Source organism: Streptomyces sp. MUM 2J (assembly GCF_022414535.1).
Classification (GTDB): Bacteria; Actinomycetota; Actinomycetes; order Streptomycetales; family Streptomycetaceae; genus Streptomyces.
In genome coordinates this window covers 1-25,406 of record NZ_JADWYM010000025.1, presented here as the reverse complement: position 1 = coordinate 25,406, position 25,406 = coordinate 1, and the positions used below count along the sequence as shown (strand labels likewise).

The 25,406-nt window shown below is 73.2% G+C and carries 24 protein-coding genes; 17 read left to right on the top strand and 7 right to left on the bottom strand.

Features of this window, described 5'->3' with window-relative positions; all coding sequences use genetic code 11:
* Window positions 1–5: 5 nt before the first annotated feature.
* The 11 genes from I3F54_RS20285 (at window position 6) to I3F54_RS20235 (ending at window position 11,080) form a co-directional block, all read left to right on the top strand.
* The gene (locus I3F54_RS20285) at window positions 6–1,082 is read left to right on the top strand and encodes a YafY family protein (protein ID WP_240120247.1); all 1,077 of its coding nucleotides are present in this window, start codon (window positions 6–8) and stop codon (window positions 1,080–1,082) included.
* The gene (locus tag I3F54_RS20280; RefSeq protein ID WP_240120246.1) at window positions 1,079–1,372 is read left to right on the top strand and encodes a hypothetical protein; all 294 of its coding nucleotides are present in this window, start codon (window positions 1,079–1,081) and stop codon (window positions 1,370–1,372) included. The genes I3F54_RS20285 and I3F54_RS20280 overlap by 4 nt, the downstream gene beginning before the upstream one ends.
* 20 nt (window positions 1,373–1,392) lie before the next feature.
* Window positions 1,393–1,587, top strand: coding sequence for a hypothetical protein (locus I3F54_RS20275; RefSeq protein ID WP_240120245.1), 195 nt, complete (start codon window positions 1,393–1,395; stop codon window positions 1,585–1,587).
* 259 nt (window positions 1,588–1,846) lie between these two features.
* Window positions 1,847–2,134: a Sec-independent protein translocase subunit TatA gene (tatA, locus tag I3F54_RS20270; protein ID WP_240120244.1), complete on the top strand. Its 288-nt coding sequence runs from the start codon at window positions 1,847–1,849 to the stop codon at window positions 2,132–2,134.
* A gap of 47 nt (window positions 2,135–2,181) precedes the next feature.
* Window positions 2,182–3,126, top strand: a complete 945-nt coding sequence (tatC, locus tag I3F54_RS20265) for a twin-arginine translocase subunit TatC (protein WP_240120243.1) — start codon at window positions 2,182–2,184, stop codon at window positions 3,124–3,126.
* Window positions 3,127–3,215: 89 nt separating this feature from the next.
* Window positions 3,216–6,065, top strand: coding sequence for an RNA helicase (locus I3F54_RS20260; RefSeq protein WP_240120242.1), 2,850 nt, complete (start codon window positions 3,216–3,218; stop codon window positions 6,063–6,065).
* Between the two features lie 317 nt (window positions 6,066–6,382).
* Window positions 6,383–8,023, top strand: coding sequence for a sensor histidine kinase KdpD (locus tag I3F54_RS20255; protein ID WP_240120241.1), 1,641 nt, complete (start codon window positions 6,383–6,385; stop codon window positions 8,021–8,023).
* Window positions 8,020–8,427, top strand: a complete 408-nt coding sequence (locus I3F54_RS20250) for a roadblock/LC7 domain-containing protein (protein ID WP_240120240.1) — start codon at window positions 8,020–8,022, stop codon at window positions 8,425–8,427. Before I3F54_RS20255 ends, I3F54_RS20250 begins: the two co-directional genes overlap by 4 nt.
* Entirely contained in the window at window positions 8,424–8,825 is a 402-nt protein-coding gene (locus tag I3F54_RS20245) for a DUF742 domain-containing protein (RefSeq protein ID WP_240120239.1), read from the top strand. Before I3F54_RS20250 ends, I3F54_RS20245 begins: the two co-directional genes overlap by 4 nt.
* Window positions 8,826–8,892: 67 nt before the next feature.
* A complete protein-coding gene (locus I3F54_RS20240; protein ID WP_240120238.1) occupies window positions 8,893–9,507 on the top strand; it encodes an ATP/GTP-binding protein in 615 nt (204 codons plus the stop codon).
* A gap of 52 nt (window positions 9,508–9,559) precedes the next feature.
* Window positions 9,560–11,080 (top strand): cytochrome P450, encoded by a 1,521-nt coding sequence (locus tag I3F54_RS20235; protein WP_240120237.1) that lies wholly within the window; start codon window positions 9,560–9,562, stop codon window positions 11,078–11,080.
* Here I3F54_RS20235 and I3F54_RS20230 read toward each other — a convergent pair.
* The 3 genes from I3F54_RS20230 to I3F54_RS20220 all read right to left on the bottom strand — a co-directional run bounded on the left by I3F54_RS20230 (window position 11,074) and on the right by I3F54_RS20220 (window position 13,938).
* Window positions 11,074–12,042, bottom strand: coding sequence for a pseudouridine synthase (locus I3F54_RS20230; RefSeq protein WP_240120236.1), 969 nt, complete (start codon window positions 12,040–12,042; stop codon window positions 11,074–11,076). The genes I3F54_RS20235 and I3F54_RS20230 overlap by 7 nt on opposite strands.
* Before the next feature lie 54 nt (window positions 12,043–12,096).
* Window positions 12,097–12,939: a siderophore-interacting protein gene (locus tag I3F54_RS20225; protein WP_240120235.1), complete on the bottom strand. Its 843-nt coding sequence runs from the start codon at window positions 12,937–12,939 to the stop codon at window positions 12,097–12,099.
* Window positions 12,940–13,032: 93 nt separating this feature from the next.
* Window positions 13,033–13,938, bottom strand: a complete 906-nt coding sequence (locus tag I3F54_RS20220; RefSeq protein WP_240120314.1) for a 5'-3' exonuclease — start codon at window positions 13,936–13,938, stop codon at window positions 13,033–13,035.
* 501 nt (window positions 13,939–14,439) lie between these two features.
* Here I3F54_RS20220 and I3F54_RS20215 point away from each other — a divergent pair.
* A complete protein-coding gene (locus tag I3F54_RS20215) occupies window positions 14,440–15,009 on the top strand; it encodes a helix-turn-helix domain-containing protein (protein ID WP_240120234.1) in 570 nt (189 codons plus the stop codon).
* The gene (locus I3F54_RS20210; RefSeq protein WP_240120233.1) at window positions 15,006–15,743 is read left to right on the top strand and encodes a helical backbone metal receptor; all 738 of its coding nucleotides are present in this window, start codon (window positions 15,006–15,008) and stop codon (window positions 15,741–15,743) included. Before I3F54_RS20215 ends, I3F54_RS20210 begins: the two co-directional genes overlap by 4 nt.
* Here I3F54_RS20210 and I3F54_RS20205 read toward each other — a convergent pair.
* On the bottom strand, window positions 15,655–16,785 hold the full coding sequence (locus tag I3F54_RS20205; protein WP_240120232.1) for a TDT family transporter: 1,131 nt from the start codon (window positions 16,783–16,785) through the stop codon (window positions 15,655–15,657). The two genes, I3F54_RS20210 and I3F54_RS20205, sit on opposite strands and share 89 nt — an antisense overlap.
* Window positions 16,786–16,855: 70 nt before the next feature.
* Between I3F54_RS20205 and I3F54_RS20200 the strand changes: the two genes are divergently transcribed.
* Window positions 16,856–17,869: a LysR family transcriptional regulator gene (locus tag I3F54_RS20200; protein WP_240120231.1), complete on the top strand. Its 1,014-nt coding sequence runs from the start codon at window positions 16,856–16,858 to the stop codon at window positions 17,867–17,869.
* A 236-nt stretch (window positions 17,870–18,105) separates the two neighbouring features.
* Here I3F54_RS20200 and I3F54_RS20195 read toward each other — a convergent pair whose 3' ends face one another.
* Together I3F54_RS20195 and I3F54_RS20190 are read right to left on the bottom strand one after the other, a co-directional pair.
* On the bottom strand, window positions 18,106–18,801 hold the full coding sequence (locus I3F54_RS20195) for a gamma-glutamyl-gamma-aminobutyrate hydrolase family protein (RefSeq protein ID WP_240120230.1): 696 nt from the start codon (window positions 18,799–18,801) through the stop codon (window positions 18,106–18,108).
* A gap of 414 nt (window positions 18,802–19,215) precedes the next feature.
* Window positions 19,216–19,989 (bottom strand): FadR/GntR family transcriptional regulator, encoded by a 774-nt coding sequence (locus tag I3F54_RS20190; protein ID WP_240120229.1) that lies wholly within the window; start codon window positions 19,987–19,989, stop codon window positions 19,216–19,218.
* Between the two features lie 97 nt (window positions 19,990–20,086).
* On the opposite strand from I3F54_RS20190, the gene I3F54_RS20185 reads away from it, so the two are divergent.
* Genes I3F54_RS20185 through I3F54_RS20175 form a run of 3 tightly spaced genes read left to right on the top strand, consistent with a single transcriptional unit; the run spans window position 20,087 to window position 23,657 of the window.
* Entirely contained in the window at window positions 20,087–21,457 is a 1,371-nt protein-coding gene (locus I3F54_RS20185) for a glutamine synthetase family protein (protein ID WP_240120228.1), read from the top strand.
* A gap of 8 nt (window positions 21,458–21,465) precedes the next feature.
* Entirely contained in the window at window positions 21,466–22,878 is a 1,413-nt protein-coding gene (locus I3F54_RS20180; RefSeq protein ID WP_240120227.1) for an aldehyde dehydrogenase, read from the top strand.
* Window positions 22,875–23,657 carry a 3-oxoacyl-ACP reductase gene (locus tag I3F54_RS20175; RefSeq protein ID WP_240120226.1) on the top strand — a complete coding sequence of 261 codons (783 nt, stop codon included), beginning with the start codon at window positions 22,875–22,877 and terminating at the stop codon, window positions 23,655–23,657. The genes I3F54_RS20180 and I3F54_RS20175 overlap by 4 nt, the downstream gene beginning before the upstream one ends.
* Window positions 23,658–23,826: 169 nt before the next feature.
* On the opposite strand, the gene I3F54_RS20170 is transcribed toward I3F54_RS20175, so the two are convergent.
* Complete coding sequence (locus I3F54_RS20170; protein ID WP_240120225.1) at window positions 23,827–25,029, bottom strand: amino acid deaminase/aldolase; 1,203 nt, start codon at window positions 25,027–25,029, stop codon at window positions 23,827–23,829.
* Window positions 25,030–25,406 lie beyond the last annotated feature (377 nt).

Here is a 25,406-nt window from a genome sequence, read left to right as displayed (position 1 = left end):
GGACAGTGGCAGGCAAACCGGTCAGGCCCGCGAGCGCCATCGACCAGACCCGGCGGATGCTCTCCCTGGTGACCTATCTCAGGGAGCGGCCCGGGGCCCGCATCGAGGACGTGGCCCGCGCCTTCGGGATCAGCGAGGACGAGCTGGTCTCCGACCTCGACGTGCTGCCCATGTGCGGTACGAGCTTCCGGGGCGGTGATCTGCTCGACATCGACACCGACGGGGAGCGCATCTGGTGGCACAACCCCGCGGCACTCGGGGCGGAGGCGGCCGAGCCGCTGCGCCTCGCCGCCGACGAGGCCACCGCGCTGCTGGTGGCCGCCCGTGCGGTGGCGACCCTTCCCGGCCTGCGCGAGGGCGACCGGCAGGCACTGCTGCGGGCGACGGCCAAGGTGGAGGCCGCGGCGGGGGAGGCCGCCGGGGCCAGTTCCCGGCTGTCGGTGACCTTCGAGTCCGAGGGCGGGGTCTTCGCCGACGTCGACCGGGCGATCTCCGAGCGGCGCCGGCTGTGGATCCGCTACTACTCCCCGGCCCGTGACGAGGTAACCGAGCGCGAGATCGACCCCATCCGCCTGGTCAGCGTGGGCCACACCTATGTGGAGGCCTGGTGCCGCCGCTCCGAGGCGCGCCGCACCTTCCGGCTCGACCGGGTCGCCGAGATCGAGATCCTGGACGAGCCGTCCGCCCCGCCGGAGATCGAGCCGCGCGACCTGTCCCAGGCACTGGTGCAGCCCGCCGCCGAGGACCCGGAGGTCGTCGTCGAGGTCGGCCCGGGCGGCCGGTGGGTCGCCGAGTACTACCCGCACGACAGCGCGGATGAGCTTTCCGACGGCGGACTGCGTATCACTCTGCGTACGCCCGAGCCGGCCTCGCTCAGACGCCTGGCGCTGCGCCTGGGCCGGGACGGCAGGATCGTGTCGCCGCCGGAGCTGGCGGGCAGCGCCCGGCAGGCCGCCCGCGACGCGCTGGCCGCGTACGACGGACTGGAGGTGGACCGGTCGCCCGGGACGGGGGTGTCCCACCCGGGGCGGGCGGACGGTCCGGACGAGGGGCGACCGGAGACAGAGGAGCAGAGGCTGTGAGCGAGTCGGCGACGCAGGGTGGACGGAGCATGTCGGTGGCCTCTGCTTTCGGGGGCATGCGCAGTGTGGCCCCGGTGGTCTTCAGAGCCGGCTGCCCCGACTGCCGGGGGCGCTTCGAACTCGCTGCCGGTGCCTTGCGCCTGGCCATCGGCGCCAGCAGCAGGACCACCTTCTACTCCTTCACCTGCCCCGAGTGCGGCGCGGCGGTGCGCAAGCCCGCGGGGGAGCGGATCGTGGAACTGCTCACCGGCGGTGGTGTCCGTACCCTGCGGCTGCATTCGACGCTCTGAGAGGGTCTAGGCTCGACGGCATGTTCTGGCCGATGTTCGCCGTTGCCGTGGGTTTCGTGGGTCTCGTCGTTCTGGGGGTGCTCGCGGTGCAGGTCTTCCTGGAGGCCCAGCGCCTCGGGAGGCAGGTCACCGACTCCGCACGCCGCATCAGCAGGGCGGCCGAGGATCTGGAGCGGGCGACGGTCAGCGCGGCCCGGGCCGCCGACTCGCTGTGAGTCTGCGCGGCGGAGTTCCCGCGCCAGCCGCCCCGGCCGCTTTGGGTCGGTTCGCCCTGCCGTGTGGTGGGTCGCGGCAGGTACGCTGCTGATCGCGGCGCGGAGAACGAGGCCCGCTCCGCTGACCGGGAGTACGCACGGGGATTGCCTCTCGTTTACCCCTGGGCGTTACGATCGCTGTGAGCACGATTGATCGGACATATGTCCGGCCGGTCCGACAGCAACCCACCCAGCCGCCTCGGTGAGAAGGTAAAGACTTATGTTCGGAAGGCTCGGAGCCCCCGAGATCATTCTCATCCTCGTCGTCATCGTCCTGCTGTTCGGCGCGAAGAAGCTTCCGGACATGGCCCGCTCCCTCGGCAAGTCCGCGCGCATCCTCAAGAGCGAGGCCAAGGCGATGAAGGATGACGGCAGCAGCGGCACCTCCGCCCCGTCCACGGACGCCGACGGCGAACAGCCCCCGGCGCAGCGCACCATCCAGGCGGCCCCCGGCGACGTGACGAGCTCGCGCCCGGTCAACGAGCCGACGGACACGACCAAGCGCTGACGCAGGGCCGGTGATCTCCGGCCCGCCGCACGAGATGGGAACGTGGGTTGCTGAAGCCTGCCCGCCAGAAGGAGAAGGATCCCGAGGGGCGGATGCCCCTCGCGGAGCACCTTCGTGAGCTCCGCAACCGGCTCGCGAAGGCCGTCCTGGCCATCGTCGTCGTCACGATCGTCGCCGCCTTCTTCTACAAGGACATCGTCGAGTTCTTCACGAACCCGATCCTGGACGCCGTGGGCTGCAAGGCCAGCTTCGCCGAACTGGCGCAGCAGCGCAGCGGGACCTGCGCCCGCATCGTCCTGAACGGTCTGCTCACCCCCTTCACGCTCGCCCTCAAGGTGTCCCTGATGGCCGGCGTGGTCTTCGCCTCGCCGGTCTGGCTCTACCAGCTGTGGGCGTTCGTCGCCCCGGGGCTGCACAAGCACGAGCGCAAGTACGCCTACGCCTTCGTCGGCACGGGTGTCCCGCTCTTCCTCGGCGGCGCGTTCTTCGCCTACAAGACGCTGCCGACCATGTCGCGGGTGCTGCTGGACTTCTCCCCGGCCGACCTCGACAACCTGCTGCCACTGGACGACCTGCTCGACCTCGTCGTCCGCATGGTGCTGGTCTTCGGCCTCTCCTTCGAGCTGCCGCTGCTGCTGGTCATGCTGAACCTGACCGGGGTGCTGAGCGGCCGGCGGATGCTCGGCTGGTGGCGCGGGATGATCATGGCGATCACGGTCTTCGCCGCCGTCGCCACCCCGAGCACCGACCCGCTGACCATGATGGCCCTGGCGGGCCCGATCTGGCTGCTGTACTTCTGCGCGACCGGGTTCTCCCTCATGAACGACCGGCGCCGGGCGAGGCGCGAGGAGATGGGCCCCGCCGACGACGAGGCCTCCGAGCTGGACCTCACGCCCGAGGAGGTCGGTGAGGCGGAGCCCGTGACCGCCAGCCGTGCCCTGCCCGAGCAGACGAGCACGGACCGCGTCAACGGCTACGACGACGTCACGTAGCGGTCCTCGCGGGGAACCGGACCGGCCGAAGGAACGGGGCGGGTGGGCGGCCACCCGCCCCGTCGGCGTTCGCGCGGCCGATCCGCATAATGATCGTCCTGTTGTCAGTGGAGCCCGGTACGCTCGAAAGCACGATGACAGAGGACCTCTCACCGGCCGAGCGGTACGCGGCAGCCCGCAGGCGTGCTGCCGAGCAGGCCACCGCGCTCGCGTCCTTCCGCGAGATGTACGACTTCGGCCTCGACCCCTTCCAGATCGAGGCCTGCCAGGCACTTGAGGCGGGAAAGGGCGTGCTGGTGGCCGCCCCCACCGGCTCCGGCAAGACGATCGTGGGTGAGTTCGCCGTCCACCTGGCCCTGCAGCAGGGCAGGAAGTGCTTCTACACGACACCGATCAAGGCGCTGTCGAACCAGAAGTACGCCGACCTCTGCCGTCGCTACGGCACCGAGAAGGTCGGCCTCCTCACCGGCGACAACAGCGTGAACTCAAGTGCCCCGGTGGTCGTGATGACCACCGAGGTGCTGCGGAACATGCTCTACGCCGGCTCGCAGACGCTGCTCGGCCTCGGCCACGTGGTCATGGACGAGGTGCACTACCTCTCCGACCGCTTCCGCGGCGCCGTCTGGGAGGAAGTGATCATCCACCTCCCCGAGTCCGTCACGCTCGTGTCGCTGTCCGCGACCGTCTCCAACGCCGAGGAGTTCGGCGACTGGCTGGACACCGTCCGCGGTGACACGGAGGTGATCGTCTCCGAGCACCGGCCCGTGCCGCTGTTCCAGCACGTGCTCGCCGGGCGGCGGATGTACGACCTGTTCGAGGAGGGGGAGGGGCACCGCAAGGCCGTCAACCCCGACCTGACCCGGCTGGCCCGCACGGAGGCGAGCCGCCCCTCCTACCAGGACCGCAGACGCGGCCGGGCGATGCGCGACGCCGACCGCGAGCGGGAGCGCCGCCAGCGCTCGCGCGTCTGGACGCCGAGCCGCCCCGAGGTCATCGAGCGGCTGGACGCCGAGGGACTGTTGCCCGCCATCACCTTCATCTTCAGCCGCGCCGCCTGCCAGGCAGCCGTCGAGCAGTGCCTGTACGCGGGCCTCCGGCTGAACGACGAGGACGCCCGGGACCGGGTCCGGGCCCTGGTCGAAGAGCGCACGGCCAGCATCCCCACCGAGGACCTGCACGTGCTCGGCTACTACGAGTGGCTGGAGGGGCTGGAGCGGGGAATCGCCGCCCACCACGCGGGCATGCTGCCGACCTTCAAGGAGGTCGTGGAGGAACTGTTCGTCCGCGGTCTGGTGAAGGCCGTCTTCGCCACCGAGACCCTCGCCCTCGGCATCAACATGCCCGCCCGCTCGGTGGTGCTGGAGAAGCTGGTCAAGTGGAACGGCGAGCAGCACGCCGACATCACCCCCGGCGAGTACACGCAGCTCACCGGCCGCGCGGGCCGGCGCGGCATCGACGTCGAGGGCCATGCCGTGGTCCTGTGGCAGCGCGGGATGAGCCCCGAGCACCTCGCGGGCCTCGCCGGCACACGGACGTATCCGCTGCGCTCCAGCTTCAGGCCGTCGTACAACATGGCGGTCAACCTGGTCGAGCAGTTCGGCCGGCACCGCTCGCGGGAGTTGCTGGAGACCTCCTTCGCCCAGTTCCAGGCGGACCGGTCCGTCGTCGGCATCTCCCGGCAGGTGCAGCGCAACGAGGAGGGGCTGGCGGGCTACAAGGAGTCCATGACCTGCCACCTGGGCGACTTCGAGGAGTACGCGCGGCTGCGCCGCGAGCTCAAGGACCGCGAGACCGAGCTGGCGCGGCAGGGGGTCGCCCTGCGGCGTGCCGAGGCGGCCGTGGCGCTGGAGCGGCTCAAGCCCGGGGACGTCATCCACGTCCCCACCGGCAAGTACGCCGGCCTGGCTCTGGTGCTCGACCCCGGCCTGCCGGCCGGCCGGTCCAACGGCCACCGCGGCTTCGACCAGCACGACGGGCCCCGCCCGCTGGTCCTGACCGCCGAGCGTCAGGTCAAGCGGCTCGCCTCGATGGACTTCCCGGTGCCCGTGGAGCCGCTGGAGCGGATGCGGATCCCCAAGTCGTTCAACCCGCGCTCGCCGCAGTCCCGCCGCGATCTCGCCTCCGCGCTGCGGACCAAGGCCGGGCACATCGCGCCCGAGCGGCACCGCAAGCGGCGTGCCGAGGCGGCCGACGACCGGGAGATCGCCCGTCTGCGCCGGGCCCTGCGCGCCCACCCGTGCCACGGGTGCAACGACCGTGAGGACCACGCCCGCTGGGCCGAGCGCTACCACCGGCTGCTGCGCGACACCGGGCAGCTGGAGCGCCGGATCGAGGGCCGCACGAACACCATCGCGCGTACCTTCGACCGGATCGTGGCGTTGCTGACCGAACTCGACTACCTGCGCGGCGACGAGGTCACCGAGCACGGCAAACGGCTCGCCCGGCTGTACGGCGAACTCGATCTGCTGGCCAGCGAGTGCCTGCGGGCCGGCGTCTGGGAGGGGCTCGGCCCGGCCGAACTCGCCGCCTGCGTCTCGGCGCTGGTGTACGAGGCGCGGGTCGCCGACGACGCGATGGCGCCCAAGCTGCCCTCGGGCAGGGCGAAGGCGGCGCTCGGCGAGATGGTGCGGATCTGGGGCCGACTCGACGCTCTGGAGGAGGAGTTCCGCATCAACCAGACCGAGGGCGTGGGCCAGCGCGAGCCCGACCTCGGCTTCGCATGGGCCGCTTACACGTGGGCCTCCGGGAAGGGCCTGGACGAGGTGCTGCGCGAGGCGGAGATGCCCGCCGGTGACTTCGTGCGCTGGTGCAAGCAGGTCATCGACGTCCTCGGGCAGATCCAGGCGGCGGCGTCCGACGGGTCGACCGTGCCGAAGGCCGCGCGCAAGGCGGTCGACGGTCTGCTGCGGGGCGTGGTCGCCTACTCGTCGGTGGGCTGATCCCCGCCGCCGGCGTCCTGGCGGGCGCCGACCCGCCGTCGGCGTGCGGATGCGGGTTCCCGACCCGCCTCACGAGGCCGGTCACCCTTTCCGGTGACCGGCCTTTCGCACACCCTCCAGCCGTCACGGAGCGTGTGCGAATGAAGCCCCTGCGTGCAAATGGGGCTGAGCGTACTCCTGCGGCGCGCGGTATTTCAGGCGCTTCCCGAATGTGACCCGGCGATGATCCGGTCGGACTAAGCTCGCCCGCAGCGCACCGAGTTGAGATGTATTCGTGCACTTGTTCCCAAATCTTCCGAAGACTCCAGAGGGTCCACATGGTGAGAGTCCAATCCCCTCCTGGTCGCCGCGAACTCCCTTACGCGCGCGTGCTGTTGCTGCCCGCCATAGCGATGGCCGCAGCGACCGGAGCAGCCGCTGCCCTGGTGGCGCAGCCGGCCCGGACCGCCGTCGGCCTGTGCGGCGGTATCGCCACGCTGCTGGTCATCGCCACGGCCGCCGAGGCGGTGCGCCGCGGCCGTCGGCTGCGGGCGGCCGAGGCGGAGCACGCACGCCGCACGGCGTACCTGGAACAGCGGGTGGCCTCCCACGAGGAGGAGAACGAACGTCTCGCCCTGGAGCACCTTCCCCAGGCCCTGGACCGGATGCACAAGGGGAACTCGCCCAGGGAGGTACTGCGTCAGCTCTCCCTGGAGGACCCGCACTTCCGCGCCCTTTCGCCGGCGCAGCTCGAAGTGGTCAAGACGCTGCTGCGCATCGTCGACCACGAGGAGGCCCTGCGTGACTCCTCGCAGCGCTCCTTCGTCAGCGTCGCCCGCCGTGTGCAGGCGATCGTCCACCAGCAGGCCAAGGAACTCCGGGAGATGGAGGAGGACCACGGCCGCAACCCGGAGGTCTTCGACGACCTGCTGCGCGTCGACCACGGCACCGCGATGATCGGCCGGCTCGCCGACTCCGTGGCCGTCCTCGGCGGTGGCCGGCCGGGCCGCCAGTGGCCGCTGCCCGTACCGCTGTACAGCGTGCTGCGCGGCGCGATGTCGCGCATCCTGGAGTACCCGCGCATCTCCCTCGACAACATCGCCAAGGTCAACATCCGTGGCATCTCCGTCGAGCCGGTCATCCACGCCTGCGCCGAACTCCTCGACAACGCCACCCGCTACTCGCCGCCGCACACCAAGGTGCACGTCACCGCCACCGAGGTGCAGACCGGCATCGCCATCGAGATCGAGGACTCCGGCGTCAGCCTCACCGAGGAGGCCCGGCTGCGCCTGGAGGGCGTGCTGGAGAAGGCCAAGCGCGCCATCGACCTGCAAGCCGTCAGCGAGGCCCCGCGACTGGGCCTCGCCGTCGTCGGACGTCTGTGCACCGCTTTCAACATGCAGATCTCGCTGCGTCCCTCCGCCTACGGCGGCACCCGGGCGATCCTCGTCGTCCCGCGGGAGATGGTCACCTCCGAGCCTGCCCCCGGTTACGCCCACGGCATCGGCGCGACCTCCCTGCCGACGGCCGACACCGACGGCGTCGAAGGCCCCAAGCGTCCGCCCAAGCGGCGCCGCCCCACCAACCCGCGCGTCCCGGACGACGTGTCCCTGGACGACGACGAGGTGCCGGTCGTCACCGAGTGGACGGAGAAGGGGCTTCCACAGCGCCGCAGCAAGGTCAAGACGCCCATCAGCCAGCGCATCAGCGAGCAGTACGCCATCGAGCGCGCCGAGCGCGAGGGCCGGCCGACCATCTGGTCCCAGCACCGGCCCGGTGACGGGGCCGGGCCCGAGGCCGGGCCCCAGCAGGACGACCGCCCGCCCGGCCTGTGGGTCGAGTCGTTCTGGCAGGGCCTGAGGAAGGGCCTGCCGGAGGGCGCCGACCCCACCGAGTTCACGCGTCACCCCGAGAAGTTCACCTACCTGATCAACGACCCGGCCCACCCGGGGGCCGACGACGAGGGGGATCTCACGTGATCCAGCAGCGACAGAACTTCGACTGGATGCTCAAGGAGCTCTACAACAGCGCTCCCGGCATCGAGATGATCGTGGTGCTGTCCGCCGACGGCCTGCGTATCGCCCGCTACGGCGGCGACCCCGACGCCGCCGACCGCGTCGCCGCCGCCTGCGCGGGGCTGCAGAGCCTGGTCACCGCGGTCGCCGAGGAGATTCCGGCCACCGATGGTGAGATGAAGCTCGTCCTCGTCGAACTCAACGGTGGCTACTTCTACCTGATGGCCGCCGGCGCCAACGCCTACCTCGCGGTCCTGTCCGACATGGTGTGCGAGCCCGGCCTGATGAGCCACTACATGCGGGACCTCGTCGTCCGGATCGGTGCGCATCTGACCAGTCCGCCCCGCCGTAACGAGCAGAGCGTATGACGCCTCCGCAACGCCAGAGGCACCGGCGTGAGCCCGAGCCGCCGCGGCCGGCCGGTCAGGGACAGGAGGGCGAGCAGAAGCAGCCGGAGCGTCTCTACACCATCACCGGCACGGACGGGGACCGCGCTCCGCTCGACCTGGTCACGCTGATCGTGGCGTGCGCCGATCCACCGTCGTCCGCGACGCCGGAGCAGACGGCGGTGCTGAGGCTGAGCGCCCACCCGCTCTCGGTGGCGGAGCTGTCGGCGTACCTGCGGCTGCCGTTCAGCGCGATGACCGTACTCCTCACCGACATGCTGGCGGCCGAGACCGTGCACGCGCGCGCCCCGATCGTGCGCCAGCAGCTCCCGGACCGGTCCCTCCTCGAGGCGGTCATGCACGGACTCGAACGGCTCTGACGGCGTGACCGGCACCGTAGGTGAAGCGATCGCACGTGAAGGACACCGCACGTGAAAGGCACCGCACTTGAAAGGCTCTGACACCGTCCCCGGCCCACGGGCCGAGGACCAGCTGCCGCAGACCACCGAGGCCGCGGCGAAGATCGTCATCGTGGGCGGTTTCGGCGTCGGCAAGACGACCATGGTCGGCGCGGTCAGCGAGATCAAACCGCTGACCACCGAGGAGACCATGACGCAGGCCGGCATCGGCGTCGACGACAACTTCGGTTCCGCCTCGAAGAGCGCCACCACCGTGGCGATGGACTTCGGCCGTATCCGCATCTCCGACCAGGTCGTGCTGTACCTCTTCGGCACGCCCGGTCAGGAGCGCTTCTGGTTCCTGTGGAACGGCCTGTTCGAGGGTGCGCTCGGGGCCGTCGTCCTCGTCGACACCCGACGCCTGGAGGTCAGCTTCGAGGTCATGGGGCGGCTGGAGGAACGCGGTGTGCCGTTCGTGGTCGCCGTCAACACCTTCCCCGACGCCCCCCGCTACCCCGTCGACGACCTCCGCCAGGCCCTCGACCTCACACCGGAGATCCCGATCATCGAGTGCGACGCGCGCCGCCGGTCCTCCAGCCGCGACGTGCTGATGACCCTGATGCGCTTCCTGCACGCCATGACGATGAGCGGCAGCCTCGGCTGAATCAGCCACCCCCGCAACTCCCCGACACCACCACAGTTCCGGAGCGATCCCCGTGACGCCTGAACACCATGCCACGACCACGGACGACCCCGCCCGTACGCCGCCGCCCGGCTGCCCCGCGCACAGCCGCGGCCCCGGCGGGCTGCAGCGCCTCTACGGCCCCGGTGCGGAGAACCTGGGCGAGCTGTACGAGCAACTGCGGGACGAGCACGGCGCCGTGGCGCCCGTGCTGCTCCACGACGACGTGCCGATCTGGGTGGTCCTCGGCCATGCCGAGAACCTGCACATGGTGCGCTCGGCGGCGGAGTACAGCCGGGACAGCCGCCTGTGGACCCCCCTGCAGGACGGCATGGTCAAACCCGACCACCCGCTGATGCCGCACATCGCGTGGGAGCCGATCTGCTCCCACGCCGAGGGGGACGAACACCAGCGGCTGCGCGGCGCCGTCACCGGCGCCATGGCCACCATCGACCACCGCAGCCTGCGCCGGTACATCAACCGCCACACCCAGCGGCTGGTCAACCGCTTCTGCGGGAAGGGCCGCGCCGAGCTGGTCGCGCAGTACGCCGACCACCTTCCGATGGCCGTGATGTGCGAGATCCTCGGACTGCCGGAGGAGTACAACGACCGGATGGTGCAGGCCGCCCGCGACATGCTCAAGGGCACCGAGACCGCCATCGCCAGCCAGGCGTACGTCCTGGAGAAGCTGCAGGAGCTCACCGCCCGCCGCCGGCGCCAGCCCGACGAGGACTTCGCCGGCCACCTCATCGCCCACCCCGCAGGGCTGACCGACGACGAGGTCACCAAGCACCTGTGGCTGGTGCTCATGGCAGCCTACGAGGCCACTGCCAACCTGCTGGCCAACGCGCTGCGCATGGTCCTCGTCGACGACCGCTTCTACGCCCGGCTCAACGGCGGTCAGATGACCGTGATGGAGGCGGTCGAGCAGTCCCTGTGGGACGAGCCGCCGTTCAGCACCGTCTTCGCCTACTACGCCAAGCAGGACACCGAGCTGGGCGGCCGGCGCATCCGCAAGGGCGACGGGCTGCTCTTCGCCCCGGCCCCCGGCAACGTCGACCCCCGCGTACGGCCCGACCTGTCCGCGAACATGAAGGGCAACCGCTCCCACCTCGCCTTCGGCGGTGGCCCGCACGAGTGCCCCGGGCAGGACATCGGCCGGGCGATCGCCGAGGTCGGCGTCGACGCGCTGCTGATGCGCCTGCCGGACGTCCAGCTCGACTGCGACGAGGACGAACTGCGCCACCGCGAGTCGATCTCCTCGCGTCACCTGGTCGAGCTGCCGGTGCGGTTCGACCCCAAGCCGCAGCAGGACGTGATGACGCCCCCGAGCCACGGCTCGGTCGCGCCGCCCCCGCCGGCCGGCACCGTCGTGCCGGAGCCCGCGACGACCGCACCTCCGCGCGCGGCGGCCCCTGCCACGCCCGCGCCGCCGGCCGCGACCGCAGTGCCGCCGTCCGGGACCGCTCCTGCCGGGCCGCCGGCCTCGGTCGCGGAGCCGGAGCGTCCCCGGGGAGCCTGGCAGCGGTTCCTGCGCTGGTGGCGCGGCTACTGAGGGTCCTGAGCGTTCCGGGCGGCCCAGTCGGCGTAGGACGACCAGGCGCCGAGGGTTCGCGCACTGCGGAACCGGTGCCGCCCACCCGTCACCGGATCGGTGAACTCCAGCTCCCGTGCGAGTAGTTGCAGGGGGCGCCGGAAGTCACCGGCCGGTGCGGGGGCGGTCACCGCCGGGTACAGCGGATCGCCGAGCAGGGGAACACCGAGCGTGTTCATGTGCACCCGTAGCTGATGGGTCTGGCCGGTGGCCGGCCGCAAGCGGTAGTGGGCCAGTCCCCCGGCGCGGTGCTCGATCAGCTCGACGCCGCTGACCGCGTTCGGCTCGCCCGGCACCTCGCGCGCGGTCAGCTCCCCGCGCTCCTTCACGATCCTGCTCCGCACGGTCGTCGGCAGCGTGAGCTCGGGGTCGTACGGTGCCACCGCCTCGTAGGTCTTGCGCACCCGCCGGTCCCGGAACAGCGTCTGGTAGGCGCCGCGCTCCTCGGGTCGCACGACGAACAGCACCAGCCCGGCGGTGAGCCGGTCGAGCCGGTGCGCGGCGGTCAGCGCGGGCAGCCCCAGTTCGCTGCGGAGGCGGGCCAGCGCCGTCTGGGTGACATGGCTGCCGCGCGGGGTGGTGGCGAGGAAGTGCGGCTTGTCGGCGACGACGATGTGCTCGTCGCGGTGGACCACCACCACCTCGAAGGGCACCGCCACCTCGTCGGGCAGCTCCCGGTGGAACCAGACGAACATGCCCGGCACGAACGCCGCGTCCGGAGCCACCGGCCGCCCGTCCGCGCCGACCACCCGCCCCGCGGCCACCATCTCCTCGACGACCCCGGGACCGGCACCGGTCAGCCGCTCCACCAGGTGCTCGCGCACGGTCGCCCAGTTCCCGGCCGCGGGCAGCCGCAGCCGTACGGCGTCCACGCCGTGGCGCTGGGGGAGGGGCGAGGGAGGGGCAGGGGTACGGCGTCTCATCGCGCTCCAGCGTACGAGGAGCCGCTGACCGCGGGGAAACCGCGCCGCCGCTCGTCACGCCGTCGCGGCGGTCTCCTGCTCGGCCTCCACGCGGGCGTTCCACTCGCGCTTCGAGGCCTGCCAGCCGTCCTCGTCGTGGCCGAGCCGCCAGTAACCGGAGATGGACAGGTCCTCCCGCGCCACCCGGCGATCCGTGCGCAGCAGCCGGCGCAGCCCCTTCACCCAGTGCGCCTCGCCGTGCACGAACGCGTGCACCCTGCCCTCGGGGAAGCGCAGCGCGGTCACGGCCGCCGCGAGCTTCTCGCCGACCGGCCGGTCACCACGGTGCAGCCAGACGATCTCCACATCGGAGTCGATCTTCTGCTCCTCCTCCGGTCCGGACACCTCGATGAAGGCGTGGGCCACGGCCCCCTCGGGCAGTGCCTCCAGCGCGGCGGCGATCGCGGGAAGGGCGCTCTCGTCGCCGGCCAGCAGATGCCAGTCGGCGCCGGCGTCGGGGGCGTATGCACCGCCGGGCCCCATGAAGTGGACCGTCTCACCCGGCTGCACGCGTGCCGCCCACGGCCCTGCCAGGCCCTCGTCGCCATGCAGCACGAAGTCCAGGGTCAGCTCGCGGTGCTCGGGATCCCACGTGCGCACCGTGTACGTCCGGGTGACCGGCCACTGCTCACGGGGGAACTCCGCATGGATCCGCTCCAGGTCGAACGGCTCCGGATAGGTCGCGCCCCCGGCGGGGAACAGCAGCTTGACGTAGTGGTCGGTGCAGGTGCCCGCGGTGAACGCGGACAGCCCCTCACCGCCGAGCACCACGCGCTGCATGTGCGGGGTCAGCCGCTCGGTGCGCACGACCTGCGCGGAATGGGCCCTGCGCGGCCCGCGTGCCGGACGTTCTGCCATGACGGCCTCCCATGCTCCCCTTGCTTAGGCTTACCTAAGCTAACACTTCTCCTTCCTCCGGAGCCCGCAGCGGACCGCAGCAGCGGATATCGCTCACGCGTCCAGCGTCGTCAGCAGCCGTCGCAGCGACCCGCCCAGACCCCAGCGCGCCGCCAGCTCCTCCAGCGCCGCGGGGTCCCGCGGGCCGTGCGGAAGCGCCGTGTCGACGTCCGGCAGCGGGACGTCGCCGGCGACCCTGACCACGCGCGGCGCCACGGCGAGGTACGGCGCCGCCTCCGTCAGACGCCGGCGCTGCGTCGGCGTGAGCCTCGCCGCCGGGTCGCCGACCGCGGCCAGGATCCCGGCCAGGTCACCGAACTCGGCCAGCAGCCCGGCCGCCGTCTTCTCACCGATGCCGGGCACTCCCGGCAGGCCGTCGCTGGGGTCGCCGCGCAGCAGCGCGAGGTCCGCGTACCCCGGGCCGTCCACGCCGTACTTCTCGCGCAGCACCGCCTCGTCGGTCGCCCGGAGCGTGCCCACGCCCTTGATCGGGTACAGCACCCGCACCCCGCGCGCGTCGTCCACCAGCTGGTACAGGTCGCGGTCACCGGTGACGATGTCCACCGGGCCCTCGGCCCGCGCGGTGAACGTGCCGATCACGTCGTCCGCCTCGTACCCCTCGACGCCCACGCGAGCGATGCCGAGCGCGTCCAGGACCGCCTCGATGACCGGGACCTGCGGCGACAGGGCGTCCGGCACCTCCTCCTCGTCCGGCCCCGCCGCGTGCTCCTCGGCGACCCGGTGCGCCTTGTAGGAGGGGATCAGCTCCACCCGCCACTGCGGTCGCCAGTCGGCGTCCATGCAGGCCACCAGGTGCGTGGGCCGGTGGTCCCGCACCAGGCGGTCGATGAAGTCCAGCAGCCCGCGCACGGCGTTCACCGGGGTGCCGTCCGGCGCCTTCACGGACTCCGGGACGCCGAAGTACGCGCGGAAGTAGAGCGAGGCGGTGTCGAGAAGCATCAGTCGTCCGGTCACGTTCGCATCATGCCGCACCGCACCGACAGCGCCCCTGTCACCGGGGGCGCCGCCCCGGCCGCCCGCCGTGCCCCGGCCGGGGTGTTCGCGCCGCTCGCCGGTCCGCGCCGTCCGGCCGCCCGGCCGCCCGGAGACGTCCCCTCGGATCGTGCCCGGAACCGCCCCGTGTGCACGAAAAGGATCCAGCCAACCACGCAGAGCGAGGCGGATGCCGGAACTTCGGCGATCACACGGGCGGGAACACCGGGGATGCGGTACGCATTGAACCCGACAGGAGCCCCGTGACCCGGAGCGGGGCGTGGCCGGCGCCGATCCCCTGGCGCGAACTGTGAGGGCGGACGCCCTGCGCCGTGTCCTCGATGTGACGGGCGCGTGAATCGGTTTGCCGAACATGCGTAGGGTGCAGACAAGTCATCAGAAGAAGTGCACCGTGCAACGGACGCACGAACAGTGGCCGTACGACGAGCGAAGGAGGGAGCCGGAGCGATGGGCGACCACAAAGAACAGCCCCTGCGCGTGGGCGCGGCCGTACGGCGCCGGCGCCGGGCCCTGGAGCTCACCCTCGCCGCCGTCGCCGAGCGCAGTGGCCTGTCGGTGCCCTTCCTGAGCCAGGTCGAGAACGATCGGGCCCGGCCCAGCCGGAGTTCCCTGGAGAAGGTGGCCGACGCGCTGCGCACCACCGCAGTCGAACTCCTCGCCGCCGCCGACCCGGCGTGCAGCGTCGACGTCGTCCGTGCCGAGCCCGGCGACGCCGGACCGGAGCCGCGCGTGCGGTCGCTGGTCCGCGGCCACCACCAGATGCACGCCCAGGAGTTCACCGGGGACCACGATGCCGGCCGCGAGTTCCAGTACCGCAACGACCAGCTGATGTACGTGGCCGAGGGCGCCGTGGAGATCGAGGCCGAGGGCCGCGCCTACCGCCTGGGCCGCGGCGACAGCCTGTACCTGACCGGCGGGGTGCGCCACCGCTGGCGGGCCACCGTGTCCGACACCCGGGTGGTGGTCGTCGCGGTGGCCGAGCACATCGAGGCGGTGCGGGACCGGTCGCGGCCGTGAGGATCGTCTCCCTGGTCCCGTCGCTGACCGAGACGGTGGCCGTCTCGGCGCCCGGGACCCTGGTCGGAGCCACCGACTGGTGCACCCATCCGGCCGGCCTCGACGTGGCGCGGATCGGCGGCACCAAGAATCCGAGGACCGAGCAGATCCTCGCCCTCGCCCCCGACCTCGTCCTCGCGAACGAGGAGGAGAACCGCGCACCCGACCTCCACGCCCTGCGCGCCGCGGGGGCCGAGGTGCTGGTCACCGAGGTCCGCGACGTGCCGCAGGCCTTCCGGGAACTCACCCGGGTCCTCGTGGCCTGCGGGGTGCGGGAGCGGCCCCGCTGGCTGGACGAGGCCGAGGAGGTCTGGGCGGCGCCGGGAGGCGGCCGGTGGCCGGACCCTTCCGGACAGCGGACGACGGCCGTGGTGCCGATCTGGCGGCGGCCCTGGATGGTCCTCGGGCGGGACACCTTCGCCGGTGACGTGCTCGCCCGGCTCGGTGTCGGCCACCTCTACGCACGCCACCCGGACCGCTACCCCCGTGTGCCGCTGGAGGAACTGCGCGCGGCGGCCCCGGACCTCGTCGTGCTGCCCGACGAGCCCTACCACTTCACCGCCGGCGACGGACCCGAGGCCTTCCCCGGACAGCCCTGCGCCCTGGTCAGCGGGCGGCACCTGACGTGGTACGGACCCTCACTGGCCGAGGCGCCGCGGGTGCTGGGGGCGGCGCTGCGGGCAGCGCGCCGCTGAGCAGGCCGCGCGCCGTACCGAGGGCAGCCGCGCCCCAGGCGGCCAGCAGGACGCCGTACAGGACGATCGCGAGCGCGTCGAGGACGGCGAGCCCGGTGTGCAGGGCCAGCGACTCCGCGCCGGTGACGCAGGTGCCCACCGGGAAGGTGAACGCCCACCACGTCAACGTGAACCGCATGCCGAGCCGCCGGGCCCGCAGCACGTGCGCGCCGGCGAGGCACAGCCACAGCAGCGCGAAGCCCATGACCGGCACGCCGTACAGGACGGCGAAGGCGGAGAAGGCCGCGGAGCCGGCGCCCGGGACGGTTCCGCGGGCGACGTCCGCGAAGTTGCCGGCGGCGGTGGTGGACTGTCCCAGCGGACCGAGGACGAGGAACAGCGTCGGCGTCAGCGCGAGGGGCAGCGGCCCGCCGGTGAGCAGCCGGGCGAAGACCAGCGGCAGCATCAGCAGGGTCGCCAGCAGGCTCAGCCCGAACAGGGCGACACAGCCCAGCAGCAGGGTCCCGCGGGGTTGGCCGGGCGGGAGGTGGGGCACCAGCAGCGGGCCGAGCGCCGCGGACACCATCGGGGCGACGAGCGGCAGCAGCCACACCGGGGAGGCCTGGTCGGACCGGACGCGGTGGTGCACGGCCATCAGGTACGGCACCGCGACCGCAGCCGCCACCCCCACCGCCGTCCCCGCCGTGAACAGCACGGCGTCGAGCGCGACCGCCGCCGGGGTGCCGATCAGGTCGCGGCCCACGGCGACGGCGCCGCCGCCGACCGCCAGCAGAGCCATGGCCAGGCAGCCGTAGAAGGGGGCGGTGGCCGGGTCGAGGAGGTGCGCGCGGGCCTGGTCGCGGTGGTGCCGCCAGTGCAGGGCGCGGGCGGCCAGCAGGGTCACCAGCATCAGCAGCGACAGGGCCCACACGGCCGCGCAGACGGTGCGCAGTCCGGGCGGCGGGCCCGGCAGCGGGAGGGCGGCGCCGGCGGTGGCCAGTACGGCGGTGCCCATGACGGATGCGTACCAGTTGGGGCCCAGGTGGCGGACTGCGGTGATCATGTCCTCAGCCTCCCGCCGGGTCCCGGGCCCCGCCAGGGAGCATGCCTCTATGAGGACATAAACTTGCCTTATGGGCAGCGCGAGCAGGGGTGGCGGGACCGAGGAGTCCGCGCCCGGCGGGTCACTGGCCCACCGGGTGCCCGACCTGGGGGCCCTGGAACTGCTGCTGGCCGTGGCCCGGCTCGGCAGCCTCGGCGCCGCCGCCCGCGAGGTCGGCATCACCCAGCCTGCGGCCAGCAGCCGCATCCGCTCGATGGAACGTCAGCTGGGCGTCGCACTCGTGGACCGCTCCCCGCGCGGCTCGCGGCTGACCGACGCCGGGGCACTGGTGACCGACTGGGCGCGACGGGTGGTGGAGGCCGCGGAGGCCTTCGACGCCGGCGCGCAGGCGCTGCGGGACCGCCGCGACTCGCGGCTGCGGGTCGCCGCCAGCATGACCATCGCCGAGTACCTCCTGCCGGGGTGGCTGCTCGCACTGCGCGCCGAGCGCCCCGACACGGCCGTGTCGCTGCTCGCGGGGAACTCCGCGGCCGTCGCGGAGCGGCTGCTGTCCGACGAGGCGGACCTGGGGTTCGTGGAGGGGCTCACCGTGCCGGCCGGCCTGGACTCCGCGGTCATCGCCCACGACCGGCTGATCGTGGTCGCGGCGCCGGGCCACGCCTGGGCGAGGCGCCGCCGGCCGGTCGGCGTGGCGGAGCTGGCCGCGACGCCGCTGATCCTGCGGGAGACGGGCTCGGGGACACGTCAGGTCCTCGACGCCGCGCTGGGCGGGGCGGGGCTGGGTCCGGCGAGGCCGCTGATCGAACTGTCCTCGACGACGGCGGTGAAGGCGGCGGCGGAGAGCGGCGCGGGTCCGGCGGTGCTCAGCGAACTGGCCGTCGGGGAGGAACTGGGGGTCCGGCGACTGGTCAGCGTGCCGCTGGACGGAGTCGCGTTGCGGCGGGAGCTGCGGGCCGTGTGGCCCACGGGGCAGCGGCCGGCCGGTCCGGCGAGGGAACTGCTGTCCCTGACCCGAATCCGGCCCCCGGCCCTCCGCACGCCCCACGGGGCCGTGCCCTCCCGCCCACCGGACCCGGCCGGCTGAGCGGCGGCAGGGCCGGCGGGCGTCCGGGTCGGCCCGGGGTCCGCGCGAGGGTCCGCCGCCCGTGCCCCGCAGGCGCTCTCACCCTTCCCTCCGGACCCGTCCGCTCGCTCCGGCCGCGCCCGGACCCGTCCCGCCGCCCTGCCGGCGTCGCCCCGGTGACGCCGTGGACGCCCCCCGCGGCCTCCTCGTCCGCTCGCGCCGGCCGCGTCGGCCTCGGGCCCGCTTCTCCGGACCCGTCAGCTCGCGGCCCCGGCCGCGGACACCAGCGCGCGCATCACCCGCAGGTCCTCTCCCATCTCCGGATGCCACTGGACGCCCAGGACCCAGCCCTGCCCGGACGGGAGCTCGATCGCCTCGACGGTTCCGTCGGCCGCGTGGGCCGAGGGGACGAGGCCGGTGCCGAGGCGGCCCGCGGACTGGTGGTGGAAGGTGGGAACGAGCGCCTCCTCGGGGGCCAGCGAGGCATAGCGGGTGCCGGGGACCGGCCGGACCGGGTGGCGGTCGAAGACGCCGGGCGTCCCGGCGTGGCCGGTGATGTGCTGGGTGAGGGTGCCGCCGAGGGCGACGTTGAGGAGCTGCATGCCGCGGCAGATGCCCAGCAGGGGGGTGTGGGCGGCGAGTGCCGCCCTGATCAGCGCCAGCTCCCAGGCGTCCCGGGCCGGGGCCGGCGGACCGGTGTGCGGGTCGCGCTCGGCGCCGTAGCAGGCCGGGTCGACGTCGGGCCCGCCGGCGATCACCACGCCGTCCAGGCGCGCCACGGCCGCCACCGCCCGCGCCGGATCGTCCGGCGGCAGCATCGCGGCCAGTCCCCCCGCCCGTTGCACCAGTCGCGGATATCCGGCCGGCAGCAGCGCCGCCTCCAGTTCCCACACCCCCCAGCGCGCCCGCGCCTCCAGGTACGTGCTCACACCGATCAGCGGTCTGCTGGTCATGCGCCCTCCCGGCACCTCGCTGCCCTGCTTCCCCGGCGCCCGGCGCCCGAACACCCCAATGGAACACTGCCGGACCTTTGTGCCGCGGTGAGTACGCGGCCGTGAGGGCGCGCCACGGCCGCCTGCCGTGTGTCCACAGCCGCACCGGCCGTGTCGTTCCCCGCCTCCCGGGGCGCCCCGGGAGGCGGGCGCGGCACCACGGGCCGGTGAGTCCTTCCGGTCGCGCACCGCGGCTCTTTCCGGGGACCCGCTGACGCCCCCCGGCGGCGCGGCGACGCCCGGCACGCGGCGTGCGGGGGCGAGGCGGCTCGGCCGTACCGGCCCCGCACACCGCAGGCCGGGCAGCACGCACCGGACGGGCCCGGTGCACCGTGGGGATCCATCAGCGTGGAGATCCATCAGCGAGGAGATCCATCAGAAGGACCCGGGCCGGGCCAGGAACCCCCGCAGCAGGGCCGCGGTCCCCGCGCAGTGCTCCCGCATCGCCGCCCGCGCCGCCTCCGCGTCCCCGCCCAGCACCGCCTCGACCACCGCGGTGTGCTGATGCTGGGAGTGCTCCAGGTTGCGGACGAGGAGCGGGATGCAGTCCAGCAGGTCGTTCACCGTGGACCTGACCGCCGCGTACCGGGCGGTCAGGGACGGGGAGCCGCTCAGTTCGGCCAGGGTCAGGTGCAGCAGGGTGTCGCGGCGGCGGTAGTCGGACAGCGGGGCGTCGCGGGTGCCGTCCAGGGCCCGGCCCAGGCGGGCCGCCCCCTCCCGCGTGAGCCCGTTTCCCGCACACAGCTCCGCCGCGCCCACCTCCAGGACCTCGCGGAAGCGCAGGACGTCCTCAAGGTCGACGCCCGCGGTTCTGCGGCGCAGCTCCGCCTCGCCCGCCGCCCCCTCGCGGGGCAGGACGAACGTTCCGCCGTAGCGGCCCCGCCGGGACTCGACCAGCCCCTGCTCCTGGAGCACCCTCAGTACCTCCCGCAGGGTCACCCGGCTGACGCCGAGCCGGTCCGCGAGCTGGCGCTCGGCCGGCAGCCGCTCGCCCGCGGGCACCAGGCCCAGCCGTACCACCTGGAGGATCTGCTCCAGTGCCTCCTCGAAGCCGTTGCCCGCCCGCACCGGCCGCAGCACCGGTGCCAGGCGGCCCGCGACGTCGCCGGCGCCGGTGCCCGCAGACCCGCCGACCGCATCGTCCGGCATACGGCCGCGCCCCCTTCCCAAGGAATGGTTCCCGGCAATACCTTATGGCTTCCGGACCGGCCGAAGAAGCGCACCGACGCCCCCAGGAGACCCTCCCGTGGCAGACCGCACCGCCCCGCTCGGCGTCGAGGAACTGCACGCCCTCGTCGCGAGCGGTGACCTCGACACCGTCGTCCTGGCCTTCCCCGACATGCAGGGCCGCCTCCAGGGCAAGCGGTTCGCCGCCCGCTTCTTCCTGGACGAGGTACTCCACCACGGCACCGAGGGCTGCAACTACCTCCTCGCCGTGGACGCCGACATGAACACGGTCGACGGCTACGCCATGTCGTCCTGGGACCGGGGGTACGGGGACTTCGTCCTGCACCCCGACCCGGCCACCCTGCGCCGCCTCCCCTGGAACCCGGGAACGGCCCTGATGATCGCCGACCTGGCCTGGGACGACGGCTCACCCGTCACCGCCGCTCCGCGCCAGATCCTGCGCCGCCAGCTGGAACGCCTCGCCGGGCACGGGCTGACCGCGCAGGTCGGCACCGAGCTGGAGTTCATCGTCTTCCGGGACACCTACGAGGAGGCCTGGGACGCCGGTTACCGGGGGCTGACACCGGTCAACCAGTACAACGTCGACTACTCCATCCTCGGCACCGGACGCGTCGAGCCCCTCCTGCGGCGCGTGCGCAACGAGATGGCCGGCGCCGGACTCACCGTCGAGTCGGCCAAGGGCGAGTGCAACCCGGGGCAGCACGAGATCGTCTTCCGCTACGCCGAGGCCCTCGTCACCTGCGACCAGCACGCCGTCTACAAGACCGGGGCCAAGGAGATCGCCGCCCAGGAGGGCATGTCGCTCACCTTCATGGCCAAGTACAACGAGCGCGAGGGCAACTCCTGCCACATCCACCTCTCGCTCGCCGACGCCGCCGGCAACAACGCCATGGCCCGGCGAGAGGAGGATCCCGGCGGCATGTCCGAGCTCATGCGGCACTTCCTCGCCGGGCAACTGGCCGCGCTGCGCGACTTCTCGCTGCTGTACGCCCCGGGCATCAACTCCTACAAACGGTTCCAGCGCGGCTCCTTCGCCCCGACCGCCGTCGCCTGGGGGTACGACAACCGCACCTGCGCACTCCGCGTCGTCGGCCACGGCCGCTCCCTGCGCTTGGAGAACCGGGTGCCCGGCGGCGACGTCAACCCGCACCTCGCCGTCGCCGGCATGGTGGCGGCCGGCCTGCACGGCATCGAGCAGAAACTGGAGCTGCCCGAGCCCTGCCCCGGCAACGCCTACGCCGCCGACTTCGCGCACGTCCCGACGAGCCTGCGGGAGGCCGCCGAGCTGTGGGAGACGAGTCCCCTGGCGAAGGCCGCCTTCGGCGACGAGGTCGTCGCGCACTACCGCAACATGGCGCGGGTCGAGCTCGACGCCTTCGACGCCGCGGTCACCGACTGGGAGCTGCGCCGCTCCTTCGAACGCATGTGAGGCCCCCCGTGCCCGAGCAGTCCGCCGAGCGTTCCCCCACCCCTGCCTCCGACGCCGGGCTCCGGGTGCTGAACCCCGCGACCGAGGAGGTCCTCGCCACCGTGCCGGCCGCCACCGCGGCCGACGTGGACGCTGCCGTCGCCCGGGCCGTCCATGCGCAGGCCCGCTGGGCCGCCCTGCCGCCCGGCGACCGTGCCCGCCTGCTGCGCCGGTTCGCCGTCGGCGTCGACGAACACCTGGAGGAGCTGGCGCGGCTGGAGGTCCGCGAGGCCGGGCACACCCTCGGCAACGCCCGCTGGGAGGTGGGCAACGTCCGCGACCTGCTCGACTACGCGGCCGGGGGAGTGGAGCGGCTGACCGGCCGTCAGATCCCGGTGCCCGGTGGGCTCGACGTCACCGTGCTGGAACCGCTCGGCGTCGTCGGTGTCATCGCGCCGTGGAACTTCCCCCTGCCCATCGCGGCGTGGGGGACGGCCCCCGCGCTGGCCGCCGGGAACGCGGTCGTCCTCAAGCCGGCCGAGACGACCCCGCTCACCGCCCTGCGGCTGGCCGGGCTCGCGCTCGCCGCAGGCCTGCCCGAGGGACTGTTCCAGGTGCTGCCGGGACGCGGTCCGGTCGCCGGTGCCGCGCTCGTCGAACACCCCGGCGTCGCGAAGATCGTGTTCACCGGGTCCACAGCCGTGGGCAGACAGGTGCTGGCGAAGGGTGCCGCCCGCCTCAAGCGGGTCACTCTGGAACTCGGCGGCAAGAGTCCCAACATCGTCTTCGCCGACGCCGACCTGGAAGCCGCCGCAGCCGCCACCCCGATGTCCTTCCTGGACAACGCCGGCCAGGACTGCTGCGCCCGTACCCGCATCCTCGTCCAGGCCTCCGTCCACGACCGCTTCCTCGACCTCCTCGCCCCGGCCGTCGAGTCGGTCGCCGTCGGCGACCCGGCCGACGAGAGCACCGGGATGGGGCCGCTGATCTCCCGGGCCCAGCTGGACCGCGTCCGCTCCTACGTCGACCCGCGGGCCCCCGGCATCCGCGGCAAGGCCCCCGAGGGCCCCGGCTTCTGGTTCCCGCCCACCGTCCTCACCGACGTGGATCCGCGGGCCCCGGTCGCCGTCGAGGAGGTCTTCGGCCCCGTCGCCGTCGTCCTGCCCTTCGAGGACGAGGCCGAGGCGGTCCGTCTCGCCAACGACACCGACTACGGCCTGTCCGGATCGATCTGGACGCGCGACGTCGGCCGGGCCCTGCGCGTCTCGCAGGCGGTGCGCGCCGGGAACCTTTCCGTCAACTCCCACTCCAGCGTCCGCTACTGGACCCCGTTCGGCGGCTTCAAGCAGTCCGGCATCGGCCGTGAGCTAGGCCCGGACGCCCTGACCGCCTTCACCGAGACCAAGAACGTCTTCATCAGCACGGAGGGCCCCGCACAGTGACCGAAGAGACTGTCTGCCGCCGCCTGACCGGCCGCACCGCCGTCGTCACCGGAGCCGGCAGCGGCATCGGACTCGCCTCCTCCCGCCGGCTCGCCGCCGAAGGGGCGCACGTGGTCTGCGGCGACATCGACGAGGCCCGCGGCAAGGCCGCCGCCGAGGAGACCGGCGGGCTCTTCGTCAGGGTCGACGTCACCGACCCCGAGCAGGTCGAGGCCCTGTACCGGGCGGCCCACGACACCTACGGCAGCGTCGACGTCGCCTTCAACAACGCCGGCATCTCGCCCCCTGACGACGACTCCATCCTGGAGACCGGCCTGGAGGCGTGGAAGCGCGTCCAGGAGGTCAACCTGACCTCCGTCTACCTGTGCTGCAAGGCCGCGATCCCCTACATGCGGCGCCAGGGCAAGGGCTCCGTCATCAACACCGCGTCGTTCGTGGCCCGGATGGGCGCGGCGACCTCGCAGATCTCCTACACCGCCTCCAAGGGCGGCGTCCTCGCCCTGTCCCGCGAACTGGGCGTGCAGTTCGCCCGCGAGGGCATCCGCGTCAACGCCCTGTGCCCCGGACCGGTCAACACCCCCCTCCTGCAGGAGCTGTTCGCCAAGGACCCCGAGCGCGCGGCCCGCCGCCTGGTGCACATCCCGCTCGGCCGGTTCGCCGAGGCCGAGGAGATCGCGGCCGCGGTCGCCTTCCTCGCCAGTGACGACTCCTCCTTCGTCAACGCCACCGACTTCCTCGTGGACGGAGGCATCTCGGGGGCCTACGTCACACCGCTGTAGGACGTGCTCGGCAGCCCGCCGCCGCTGCGGCCACCGGGCTGCCGGAGCCGTGCGCCCGGCGGCCCCGGCGGCAGCGCCCGGCCGCCTCCGGCCGGCCGGGCTCCTGACGGGTACGTTCCGACGGCCGCGGGCGGCGGAGCGGAAGACGGCCCGGCCGAGCCGAACGCGGTCAGAGGAACGTGCGGCCCTCGCCCCGGTAGGTCGGCACGGACTCGGTCACCTTGTCCCCGGCCACCAGGTGCAGCGCGTCGAACCGTTCGCACAGCTCACCGGCCTTGGCGTGCCGGAACCACACCTTGTCGCCGATCAGCAGGTCGTCCGCGGCCGCACCCAGCAGCGGCGTCTGCACCTCGCCGGCACCCTCCTGGGGGTCGTAGCGCAGCCCCTCCGGCAGGTACGGCACCGGCAGCCGGTCCGGCCCGGGCGCACCGGAGGCCGGATAGCCCCCGCCCAGGACCGTCACGACCCCGACACCGGGCCGCCGGACGACGGGCTGGGCGAACAGGGCGGCCGGACGGCCGTGGAAGGAGGTGTAGTTGTCGAACAGGCGCGGCACGTACAGGCCCGACCCCGCGGCGATCTCGGTGACCGCGTCCTCCGCGGCGGTGTGCTGCACGCTGCCGGTGCCGCCGCCGTTGACGAACTCCAGGTCCGGTGCGACGGCCCGCACCGCCCGCACGACCGCCGCGCGCCGCTCGGCCAGTTCCCGCCGGGCCGCGGACTGCATCAGCCGCACGACCCGGGAGCGGAGGGGCCGCCCGGCGATCGCGTCCCCGACCCCGGCGACGTGCCCCTCGTACGCCATGATCCCCACGAGCCGGAACCCCGGCCGGCGGGCCACCGCCCGGGCCAGGTCGGCGACCTCGGCGGGGGAGTGCAGCGGGGAACGGCGGGCGCCGGCCCGCACCCGGCCGCCGAGCAGCTTCAGCGAGGTGTCCAACTCCAGGCAGACGCGCACCACTTCGCTGCCGTCACCGCGCGCAGCGTCGATCAGGTCGAGCTGGGCGACGTCGTCGACCATCACGGTGACGGCGGCGGCCGGCTTGGGGTCGGAGGTGAGTTCGGCGTATCCGGCCCGGTCGGTGGACGGATACGCGAGCAGGACGTCGTCGAAGCCCGAACGCGCAAGCCACAGCGACTCGGCGAGCGTGAACGACATGATCCCCCGGAAACCGTCCTTGGCCAGGACGCGTTCCAGCAGCGCCCGGCAGCGCACGGACTTGCTGGCGACCCGCACCGGTTTGCCCGCGGCACGGCGCACCAGATCGTCGGCGTTGGCGTCGAAGGCCTCCAGGTCCACGATCGCCACAGGGGCGTCGAGATGGGCTGTGGCCCTGTCGTAACGGGCCCGGTCAGCGGCGCGCGCAGTCATGCACGAAGCCTGCCACGCGGAATTACCGCAGGGTAGGGGGACGTTCCGGGCAGATGCCCCGGCGATGCGGACTGGTTCCCGTTCCACCGGCGGCAACCCGTAGAGTGACGCGCACGCACGGAGGTTCACGGCTCCGGCCGGTCGCCGTGCCGGGGATGCCGCTCCACCTGTGCGGGTATGCCTGCGGGGGTACGCGCTGCGCGGCCCGCGCACCGGAACGACGGCCCGGGGACCAGGAAACGGGGGGTGCATGAGCACGGAAGCGCGCCGCGCCCCTGTGCCACCGCGCCCGGCCACGCCCCCGCCCGGTCCGGCCGCCGACCAGCGGCCGGGCAACGCGGCGCGGACCCAGCCCCCCGCGCCGGACCGCCCCGCGC